20 protein-coding genes are annotated in these 8,937 nt (G+C 39.5%); all 20 read left to right on the top strand.

Annotated features, from left to right (window positions below; all coding sequences use genetic code 11):
• Window positions 1–137 precede the first annotated feature (137 nt).
• The 20 genes from rplC to rplO are packed head-to-tail and all read left to right on the top strand — an operon-like array spanning window position 138 to window position 8,926.
• A complete protein-coding gene (rplC, locus tag IAG46_RS07275; RefSeq protein WP_190809630.1) occupies window positions 138–755 on the top strand; it encodes a 50S ribosomal protein L3 in 618 nt (205 codons plus the stop codon).
• A complete protein-coding gene (gene rplD / locus IAG46_RS07270) occupies window positions 755–1,384 on the top strand; it encodes a 50S ribosomal protein L4 (protein ID WP_190809629.1) in 630 nt (209 codons plus the stop codon). The genes rplC and rplD overlap by 1 nt, the downstream gene beginning before the upstream one ends.
• A 7-nt stretch (window positions 1,385–1,391) precedes the next feature.
• Window positions 1,392–1,682, top strand: a complete 291-nt coding sequence (gene rplW, locus IAG46_RS07265) for a 50S ribosomal protein L23 (RefSeq protein ID WP_190809628.1) — start codon at window positions 1,392–1,394, stop codon at window positions 1,680–1,682.
• A 9-nt stretch (window positions 1,683–1,691) separates the two neighbouring features.
• Window positions 1,692–2,516 carry a 50S ribosomal protein L2 gene (gene rplB / locus IAG46_RS07260; RefSeq protein ID WP_190809627.1) on the top strand — a complete coding sequence of 275 codons (825 nt, stop codon included), beginning with the start codon at window positions 1,692–1,694 and terminating at the stop codon, window positions 2,514–2,516.
• A 12-nt stretch (window positions 2,517–2,528) separates the two neighbouring features.
• Window positions 2,529–2,807, top strand: coding sequence for a 30S ribosomal protein S19 (gene rpsS / locus IAG46_RS07255; protein WP_097047030.1), 279 nt, complete (start codon window positions 2,529–2,531; stop codon window positions 2,805–2,807).
• A 7-nt stretch (window positions 2,808–2,814) separates the two neighbouring features.
• Window positions 2,815–3,222, top strand: coding sequence for a 50S ribosomal protein L22 (gene rplV / locus IAG46_RS07250; protein WP_190809626.1), 408 nt, complete (start codon window positions 2,815–2,817; stop codon window positions 3,220–3,222).
• 8 nt (window positions 3,223–3,230) lie between these two features.
• Window positions 3,231–3,947, top strand: coding sequence for a 30S ribosomal protein S3 (rpsC, locus tag IAG46_RS07245; RefSeq protein ID WP_190809625.1), 717 nt, complete (start codon window positions 3,231–3,233; stop codon window positions 3,945–3,947).
• 20 nt (window positions 3,948–3,967) lie between these two features.
• Window positions 3,968–4,387, top strand: a complete 420-nt coding sequence (rplP, locus tag IAG46_RS07240; protein WP_055397052.1) for a 50S ribosomal protein L16 — start codon at window positions 3,968–3,970, stop codon at window positions 4,385–4,387.
• A 19-nt stretch (window positions 4,388–4,406) separates the two neighbouring features.
• Window positions 4,407–4,598 (top strand): 50S ribosomal protein L29, encoded by a 192-nt coding sequence (rpmC, locus tag IAG46_RS07235; RefSeq protein WP_190809624.1) that lies wholly within the window; start codon window positions 4,407–4,409, stop codon window positions 4,596–4,598.
• Window positions 4,599–4,611: 13 nt separating this feature from the next.
• Window positions 4,612–4,869 (top strand): 30S ribosomal protein S17, encoded by a 258-nt coding sequence (gene rpsQ, locus IAG46_RS07230; RefSeq protein WP_109661651.1) that lies wholly within the window; start codon window positions 4,612–4,614, stop codon window positions 4,867–4,869.
• A 2-nt stretch (window positions 4,870–4,871) separates the two neighbouring features.
• A complete protein-coding gene (rplN, locus tag IAG46_RS07225; RefSeq protein ID WP_190809623.1) occupies window positions 4,872–5,240 on the top strand; it encodes a 50S ribosomal protein L14 in 369 nt (122 codons plus the stop codon).
• Window positions 5,241–5,256: 16 nt separating this feature from the next.
• Window positions 5,257–5,568, top strand: a complete 312-nt coding sequence (gene rplX / locus IAG46_RS07220; RefSeq protein ID WP_223826600.1) for a 50S ribosomal protein L24 — start codon at window positions 5,257–5,259, stop codon at window positions 5,566–5,568.
• A 2-nt stretch (window positions 5,569–5,570) separates the two neighbouring features.
• Window positions 5,571–6,122, top strand: coding sequence for a 50S ribosomal protein L5 (rplE, locus tag IAG46_RS07215; protein ID WP_190809622.1), 552 nt, complete (start codon window positions 5,571–5,573; stop codon window positions 6,120–6,122).
• 1 nt (window position 6,123) lies between these two features.
• Entirely contained in the window at window positions 6,124–6,393 is a 270-nt protein-coding gene (gene rpsN / locus IAG46_RS07210) for a 30S ribosomal protein S14 (RefSeq protein WP_055397065.1), read from the top strand.
• 17 nt (window positions 6,394–6,410) lie between these two features.
• A complete protein-coding gene (rpsH, locus tag IAG46_RS07205; protein WP_190809621.1) occupies window positions 6,411–6,809 on the top strand; it encodes a 30S ribosomal protein S8 in 399 nt (132 codons plus the stop codon).
• A gap of 19 nt (window positions 6,810–6,828) precedes the next feature.
• The gene (gene rplF, locus IAG46_RS07200; protein WP_190809620.1) at window positions 6,829–7,371 is read left to right on the top strand and encodes a 50S ribosomal protein L6; all 543 of its coding nucleotides are present in this window, start codon (window positions 6,829–6,831) and stop codon (window positions 7,369–7,371) included.
• Between the two features lie 11 nt (window positions 7,372–7,382).
• Complete coding sequence (gene rplR, locus IAG46_RS07195; protein WP_190809619.1) at window positions 7,383–7,736, top strand: 50S ribosomal protein L18; 354 nt, start codon at window positions 7,383–7,385, stop codon at window positions 7,734–7,736.
• Window positions 7,737–7,743: 7 nt separating this feature from the next.
• On the top strand, window positions 7,744–8,268 hold the full coding sequence (rpsE, locus tag IAG46_RS07190; RefSeq protein WP_190809618.1) for a 30S ribosomal protein S5: 525 nt from the start codon (window positions 7,744–7,746) through the stop codon (window positions 8,266–8,268).
• 12 nt (window positions 8,269–8,280) lie between these two features.
• The gene (gene rpmD, locus IAG46_RS07185; protein WP_190809617.1) at window positions 8,281–8,460 is read left to right on the top strand and encodes a 50S ribosomal protein L30; all 180 of its coding nucleotides are present in this window, start codon (window positions 8,281–8,283) and stop codon (window positions 8,458–8,460) included.
• 13 nt (window positions 8,461–8,473) lie between these two features.
• A complete protein-coding gene (rplO, locus tag IAG46_RS07180) occupies window positions 8,474–8,926 on the top strand; it encodes a 50S ribosomal protein L15 (protein WP_190809616.1) in 453 nt (150 codons plus the stop codon).
• The last annotated feature ends 11 nt before the right edge of the window (window positions 8,927–8,937 follow it).

The following is an 8,937-nucleotide window of genomic DNA, read 5'->3' as shown; positions in this document are numbered from 1 at the left end:
TGGTGGAGGACATGTCCTGAGCGTTTCGCAAGGGAAAAACGGTGAAAGAAAAAAATCTGGGTCAGAGGATTTTCTTGACCCAATTTTTTTGCCAAGAAATTGGCGCAACAAAAAGTAAACAATTAATAATTATAAATATGTCTGGGTTAATAGGAAGAAAAATCGGTATGACCAGCATCTTCGACGAGAATGGAAAGAATGTTCCATGTACCGTTATTGAAGCTGGACCATGCGTGGTTACCCAAGTCAGAACCGAAGAGGTGGACGGGTACAGTGCCCTTCAACTTGGTTTCGATGACAAGGCAGAAAGACGTGCAAACAAGGCCGAATTGGGTCATGTTAAAAAAGCAGGTGCTTCTCCCAAGAAGAAAGTCGTTGAGTTCCGGGATTTTGAAGGTGAATACAAATTAGGAGACACAGTAGGTGTTGATCTATTTGAAGAAGGTGAATTTGTTGATGTAATTGGTACATCAAAAGGAAAAGGATTCCAAGGAGTTGTTAAACGACATGGATTTGCTGGAGTTGGTCAAGCTACGCATGGTCAGCACAACAGATTAAGAGCTCCTGGTTCCATTGGTGCGGCCTCTTATCCTGCCCGTGTTTTCAAAGGTATGAAAATGGCCGGTAGAATGGGTGGAGATAGAGTAACAGTTCAAAACTTGAGAGTATTGAAAGTTGTTCCTGAGAAAAACCTTATCGTGGTAAAAGGTGCTATACCAGGTCACAAGAATGCTTACGTAACAATTGAGAAGTAATGAAGGTTGCAGTTTTAGATATCAAAGGAAAAGAAACGGGAAGAAAGGTTGACCTTTCTAAGGATGTTTTCGAAATAGAGCCTAATGAGCATGCCATCTATTTAGATGTAAAGCAGTATTTGGCACACCAAAGACAAGGTACTCACAAAGCTAAAGAAAGAGCTGAGATTGCCGGAAGTACCAGAAAAATTAAAAAGCAAAAAGGTACAGGTACCGCAAGGGCCGGTAGCATTAAGTCTCCTATTTTTAGAGGTGGTGGTAGAATTTTTGGCCCAAGACCAAAAGATTACACCCAAAAACTGAACAAAAATGTTAAGCGTTTGGCTCGTAAATCAGCCTTAACATTAAAGTCAAAAGAGAAGGCAATTACAGTTGTTGAGGACTTCAATTTTGAAGCGCCAAAGACCAAAGATTTCGTTGCTTTTTTAACCTCTCTTGGAATGGAAAATAAAAAGTCTCTTATCGTGTTGGGCGATTCAAATAATAATGTATATTTGTCGTCGCGCAATTTGGAGCGTTCTGAAGTTATAACTAACTCAGAATTAAGCACTTACAAAATAGTTAACGCTAACAATGTAGTGCTTACTGAAAGTGCTTTGGAAGGAATAGAATCGAACCTTAAGAAATAAGAAAATCATGAGTGTGTTGATAAAACCAATCATTACGGAAAAAATGACCGCGGATAGCGAGCTTTTCAATCGTTATGGTTTCTACGTTGACCCAACGGCCAACAAGCTTCAAATTAAAGAAGCGGTTGAGGCTACTTATGGAGTTTCTGTAGAAAAGGTGAGAACCATGAATTATGGTCCAAGTCGTAAGAGTCGTTATACAAAAACAGGTATCCAACACGGAAAAACAAATGCTTTAAAAAAGGCAATAGTTGATGTGGCGGAAGGTGATATTATTGATTTTTACAGTAATCTATAAAGACGAGAAATGTCAGTTAGAAAATTAAAACCGATAACCCCTGGACAGCGTTTTAGAGTAGTAAACGGATTTGACGCGATTACTACTGATAAGCCGGAGAAAAGCTTGCTTGCTCCGTTAAAAAAGTCAGGTGGTAGGAACAGTCAAGGAAAAATGACTATTCGCCATAGAGGTGGAGGTCACAAAAGAAGGTATCGTGTTATCGATTTCAAAAGAGATAAGCAAGGAGTTGAAGCCAAAGTTGTTTCTATCCAATACGATCCCAACAGAACTGCATTTATCGCACTTGTTGAGTACAAAGACGGTGAAAAAAGATATGTAGTTGCCCAAAATGGTTTGCAGGTAGGTCAGAAGATTTCTTCAGGTGCCAAAGCTGCCCCGGAAATTGGAAATGCACTTCCATTAAGTGAAATTCCTTTGGGTACCATTATTTCTTGTATTGAACTGAGACCAGGTCAAGGTGCTGTTATGGCACGTAGCGCTGGTACATTTGCACAATTGATGGCAAAAGATGGAAAGTTTGTTACCATTAAATTGCCATCAGGAGAAACACGTATGATACTGGCCAGTTGTTTGGCCACTGTTGGAGCTGTTTCCAACTCTGACCACCAATTGTTGGTATCTGGTAAAGCAGGTAGAAGCAGATGGTTGGGTAGAAGACCAAGAACTAGACCAGTAGCAATGAACCCAGTCGATCACCCTATGGGTGGTGGTGAAGGAAGGGCTTCTGGAGGTCATCCAAGATCTAAGAACGGTATTCCTGCTAAAGGATTTAGAACGCGTTCTAAGACAAAAGACACCAATAGATATATCATAGAACGTAGAAAGAAATAAAAGAAAAAGTAAATGGCACGTTCATTAAAAAAAGGACCTTACGTTCATCATAGTCTGGAAAAGAAAGTCCAGAACAATATAGATTCAGGTAAGAAAACGGTTATCAAAACATGGTCAAGAGCCTCAATGATAACTCCGGATTTCGTAGGACAGACCATCGCGGTGCACAACGGGAGACAATTTGTTCCTGTGTATGTTACTGAGAACATGGTAGGTCACAAACTTGGAGAATTTTCACCTACACGATCTTTTAGAGGTCATGCAGGAGCTAAAAACAAAGGTAAAAAGTAAGTAAGCTATGGGAGTTCGTAAAAGACAAATGGCCGAAAGGTTAAAAGAAGAGAAAAAGCAGCTCGCTATCGCAAAGTTGAACAACTGTCCAACCTCACCAAGAAAAATGCGTTTGGTCGCTGACTTGATTAGAGGAAAGCAGATAGAAATGGCCTTGGCTATTCTAAGGTTCAACCCGAAAGAAGCTTCAAGAAAGTTGGAAAAACTATTGCTTTCAGCAATTGCCAACTGGGAAGCTAAAAATGAAGATGCAAGCATTGAAGATGCTGACCTTTTTATTAAGGAGATCCGTGTGGATGGAGGAACTATGTTGAAAAGACTACGACCTGCACCACAAGGAAGAGCACATAGAATTAGAAAACGTTCCAACCATGTTACCATGATCTTGGAATCTAACAATAATGTTCAAAGCTAGAGTATAATATGGGACAAAAGACCAATCCGATAGGAAATCGCTTAGGAATTATCAGAGGATGGGAATCCAACTGGTATGGAGGTAATGATTATGGCGATAAGCTTGCTGAGGACGATAAGATCAGAAAATATGTCCATGCACGTTTGGCAAAAGCCAGTGTGTCAAGGGTAATTATCGAAAGAACCTTAAAACTGATCACCATTACTATTACTACGGCTAGACCAGGTATTATTATCGGTAAAGGTGGACAAGAGGTTGATAAACTTAAAGAAGAGCTTAAGAAAATCACCAATAAAGAGGTTCAGATCAATATTCATGAAATAAAGAGACCTGAGCTGGATGCCAATTTGGTTGCTGCTAGTGTTGCAAGACAGATTGAAAGCAGAATTTCATACAGAAGAGCTATTAAAATGGCTGTTGCAGCTGCAATACGTATGAATGCGGAAGGAATCAAAATTCAGATTTCTGGACGTTTGAACGGAGCTGAAATGGCACGTTCCGAGTCTTACAAAGAAGGAAGAATTCCATTATCGACTTTCCGTGCAGATGTAGATTATGCTTTACATGAAGCACATACTACTTACGGAAGATTGGGAATCAAAGTTTGGATAATGAAGGGTGAGGTTTATGGAAAAAGAGAACTTTCCCCACTAGTAGGATTGTCTAAAGGTCAAGGTAAAGGCGACAAACGTGATGGTAAGAAACCACAACGTCGTAGAAAGTAATAAGATAAAGTAAAGGTAAAATGTTACAGCCAAAAAGAACAAAATTTCGTAAAGCCCAGAAGGGACGTATGAAAGGGAATTCCCAAAGAGGACACCAACTTTCCAATGGAATGTTCGGTATCAAATCCTTGGATTCACATTTCATCACTTCCCGTCAGATAGAGGCTGCACGTATTGCTGCGACAAGGTATATGAAAAGGCAAGGTCAATTGTGGATTAAAATTTTCCCGGACAAGCCTATCACGAAGAAACCTCTTGAAGTACGTATGGGTAAAGGTAAAGGTGCTCCAGAATATTGGGTAGCCGTTGTTAAACCTGGAAGGATTATGTTCGAAGTAGCGGGGGTTCCTATGGATATTGCAAAGGAAGCATTAAGGCTTGCAGCGCAAAAATTGCCAGTGAAAACCAAGTTTATCGTAGCTAGGGATTACTCTGCTTAAATTTTAATTGAAAAGAAAGATGAAACAATCAGAGATAAAAGAACTTTCAATTGAAGAAATAAGGGAAAAGTTGACAGATTTAAAAAAGCAACACGCTGATTTAAAAATGGCACATTCCGTTACTCCTTTGGAAAATCCTTTACAGATTAAAAAAACAAGAAGGACGGTGGCAAGACTTGCAACGGAATTAACAAAAAGGGAATTACAATAATTGGTTCTGCCTTATGGAAAAAAGAAACTTAAGAAAAGAAAGAATAGGGGTTGTTACCAGCAACAAAATGGAGAAATCAATTGTGGTTTCCGAGGTAAAAAGAGTGAAACACCCAATGTATGGTAAGTTCGTTCTAAAGACCAAAAAATATGTTGCCCACGACGAAAAGAATGACTGCAAGGAAGGCGATACCGTTAAAATAATGGAAACCCGACCATTGAGCAAGACAAAATGCTGGAGATTGGTTGAAATCCTTGAAAGAGCTAAATAATTATGGTACAGCAAGAATCACGATTAAAAGTTGCGGATAACACAGGTGCAAAAGAAGTTTTGACCATCCGTGTACTTGGGGGAACAAAAAGAAGATATGCTTCATTGGGAGATAAGATTGTAGTTACCGTTAAGGAAGCTGCACCCAATGGTACGATAAAGAAAGGTTCTGTATCAACAGCAGTTGTAGTTAGAACAAAGAAGGAAGTAAGAAGACCAGATGGCTCTTATATCCGTTTCGACGACAATGCATGTGTATTATTGAACCCTACTGGTGAAATGAGAGGAACTAGGGTTTTTGGACCGGTTGCCAGAGAGCTTAGGGACAAGCAGTTCATGAAGATTGTTTCATTGGCACCAGAAGTGCTTTAAAAGAAATATCACAGAGATGAAGTTGAAAATAAAAACAGGAGATACAGTTAGAGTGACCACGGGAGACCACAAGGGATCCGAAGGAAAGGTGCTCAAGGTTGACAGCGATAAGAACAAAGCTATCGTAGAAGGTGTCAATACTGTATCCAAACACGAAAAGCCTAGCGCAAAGAATCCTCAGGGAGGAATTGTAAAAAAAGAGGCCCCTATACATATCTCCAATCTTTCGTTGATTGACCCAAAATCTGGTGATGCCACAAGAGTTGGATACGAAGTAAGGGATGGAAAGAAAGTAAGGTTCGCCAAAAAATCCAATGAAGTAATTTAGTTATGAGTTACATTCCAAGATTAAAAGCAGAATATAAGGAGCGTGTGGTAAAAGCACTATCCGAGGAGTTTGGTTACAAAAATGTAATGCAGGTTCCTAAATTGGAAAAAATAGTTGTGAGCCGTGGTGTTGGTGCTGCCGTATCCGACAAAAAACTAATTGACCATGCAGTTGATGAGTTGAGCAACATTACGGGGCAAAAAGCAATAGCCACAATGTCTAAAAAAGATGTTGCTGCCTTTAAGTTAAGAAAAGGGATGCCAATTGGCGCCAAAGTAACACTTAGAGGAGAACGTATGTATGAATTTTTGGATAGATTGATTACATCTGCCCTTCCAAGGGTACGTGATTTTCAAGGAGTGAAGGCCAATGGTTTTGATGGAAGAGGAAATTACAATCTTGGAATAACTGAGCAAATCATTTTTCCAGAAATCAATATTGACAAAATCAACAGAATTAATGGAATGGATGTTACGTTCGTTACTTCTGCTGAAACAGATAAAGAAGCAAAATCATTGTTAACCCAATTGGGAGTACCCTTTAAAAAGAACTAATATGGCTAAGGAATCAATGAAAGCCCGTGAGGTAAAAAGGGCTAAAACGGTTGCAAAATATGCTGAGAAAAGAAAGGCTTTAAAAGAGGCCGGAGATTACGAAGCTTTGCAAAAGTTGCCTAAAAATGCATCTCCTGTGCGTATGCGCAATCGTTGCAAATTGACTGGAAGACCAAGAGGTTACATGAGAACATTCGGTATCTCGAGGGTTACTTTCAGGGAAATGGCCAATCAAGGCTTGATTCCAGGAGTTAAAAAGGCAAGTTGGTAAACAGATAAAGAAAAGAAATGCTTACAGATCCAATTTCAGATTATTTGACCAGAATTAGAAATGCCAGTAGCGCAGGTCATAGGGTAGTAGATATTCCTGCTTCCAATTTAAAAAGACAGATTACCAAAATATTGTTCGACCAAGGATATATTTTGAGCTATAAGTTCGAGGATAACAAGGTTCAAGGAAATATTAAAATTGCCTTGAAATACGATAAGTTTACCAAAGAGCCGATTATTAAAAAATTGCAGAGGGTAAGTAGACCTGGACTTCGTAAATATACAGGTTCAGATGAATTGCCAAGAGTTCTTAACGGTTTGGGAGTTGCTATTGTTTCGACTTCTCATGGAGTTATGACCAGCAAACAAGCAAAGCAAGATAACGTGGGCGGCGAAGTATTGTGCTACGTTTATTAATTGAGTAAAGAGAAAAAAAATGTCTAGAATAGGTAACAATCCAATTACAATTCCTGAAGGTGTCACTGTAGAAGTGAACGAGAATGTAGTTACCGTAAAGGGTAATATGGGCGAATTGACCCAAGAATTTTCAGGAGTTGCGATAAAGGTTGAAGATGGAGCCATTCATGTTGCAAGACCATCTGATTCAAAAGAACATAAAGCAAAACACGGACTGTATCGTTCCCTTATGAACAATATGGTTGAAGGTGTTTCCAAAGGATGGAGCAAAGAATTGGAGTTGGTCGGAGTTGGATATAGAGCCAGTAACCAGGGACAAAAATTGGATTTGGCACTTGGGTTCTCACATAACATAGTTATGAACATTGCACCTGAAGTAAAGATTGAAACAATTTCCGAAAAAGGAAAGAATCCAATTATAAAATTAACGTCTCATGACAAACAATTGGTAGGACAAGTTGCTGCCAAGATCAGAGCTTTCCGTAAGCCAGAACCTTACAAAGGAAAGGGAATCAAGTTTGTTGGTGAGCAATTAAGAAGAAAAGCAGGTAAATCAGCATAATTAGTAGCACTATGGGATTATCTAAGACCGAAAGAAGATTACGAATCAGAAGAAGAATACGAAAAGTTTCTTCTGGTACTGAAGCAAGACCAAGATTGTCTGTTTTCAGAAGCAACAAAGAGATATACGCTCAATTGATTGATGACGAAAAGGGGGTTACCTTGGCAGCTGCATCATCAAGAGACAAGGATGTAGAAGCAAAAGGAACCAAAAGTGAGGTGGCAATCCAAGTTGGTAAAGCAATTGCCGATAAAGCACTTAAACTAGGTGTAAAGGCTGTAGCTTTCGATAGAGGAGGAAACCTATATCACGGAAGAGTAAAATCATTGGCCGAAGGAGCACGCGAAGCAGGATTAAAATTCTAAATAAACTATGTACCAGAAATACAAGAACGTAGAAGTAGTTAAGCCAGGTGGACTGGAGTTGAAAGATCGTTTGGTAGGTGTCCAAAGGGTTACAAAGGTTACCAAAGGTGGTAGAGCATTCGGTTTTTCAGCAATTGTAGTTGTTGGTGATGAGAATGGAGTAGTGGGACATGGTTTAGGAAAATCCAAAGAAGTAGCAACAGCTATCGCAAAAGCTATCGAGGATGCCAAAAAGAACTTGGTTCGCATTCCTTTAAACAAAGGAACTCTTCCGCATGAGCAAAAAGGAAAGTACGGAGGAGCAAGAGTTTTTATTAAGCCAGCTTCACATGGTACCGGAGTTATTGCCGGCGGTGCAGTGAGAGCAGTATTGGAAGCTGTTGGTGTACACGACGTATTGTCAAAATCACAAGGATCTTCCAATCCTCACAATGTGGTAAAAGCTACTTTCGATGCACTTTTGCAATTAAGAGATGCCAGCACTGTAGCAAAGCAAAGAGGAATTTCTTTAGAAAAAGTCTTTAAGGGATAAATAGAGGATATTATGTCAAAGATTAAAGTTAAACAAGTAAAAAGCGCCATCAAGAGGACTCAAAACCAAAAAAGGACTTTAGAAGCCCTTGGTTTGCGCAAGATTGGGCACGTTGTGGAACACAATGCAACGCCTAATATCCTTGGAATGATAAATAAGGTAAAACACTTGGTTTCCACTGAGGAAGCTTAAAATATAACGGTACATGGATTTACATAATCTTAAACCAGCAGAAGGCGCTGTAAACAGAGACGGAAAACGCTTAGGACGAGGAGAAGGTTCGGGAAAAGGCGGAACTTCAGCAAGAGGTCACAAAGGTGCTAAATCTAGATCTGGATACTCGAAAAAACTTGGTTTCGAAGGTGGTCAAATGCCTTTGCAACGTAGAGTTCCTAAGTTTGGATTCAAGAATATCAACAGAAAAGAATACCAAGGTATCAATTTGGGCAAATTGCAAGAATTGGTCGACAATGGTGTAGTGAAGAAGGAAGTTACTTTGGATATCCTTGTTGAAAACAGGTTGGCACACAAAAACGATTTGGTAAAGATTTTAGGAGATGGTGAGTTAAAAGCTGCCCTAAAAATATCTGTACATAAATTTACTGCTTCTGCAAAAGCAGCAATCGAGGCCGCAGGAGGTGAAGCAATAAGTTTATAAGTAAAAATAAG

The organism is Flagellimonas sp. S3867, assembly GCF_014698935.1.
Taxonomy (GTDB): Bacteria; Bacteroidota; Bacteroidia; order Flavobacteriales; family Flavobacteriaceae; genus Flagellimonas.
The sequence above is the reverse complement of the archived record's forward strand: the minus strand, read 5'-3'. Positions and strand labels throughout refer to the sequence as shown.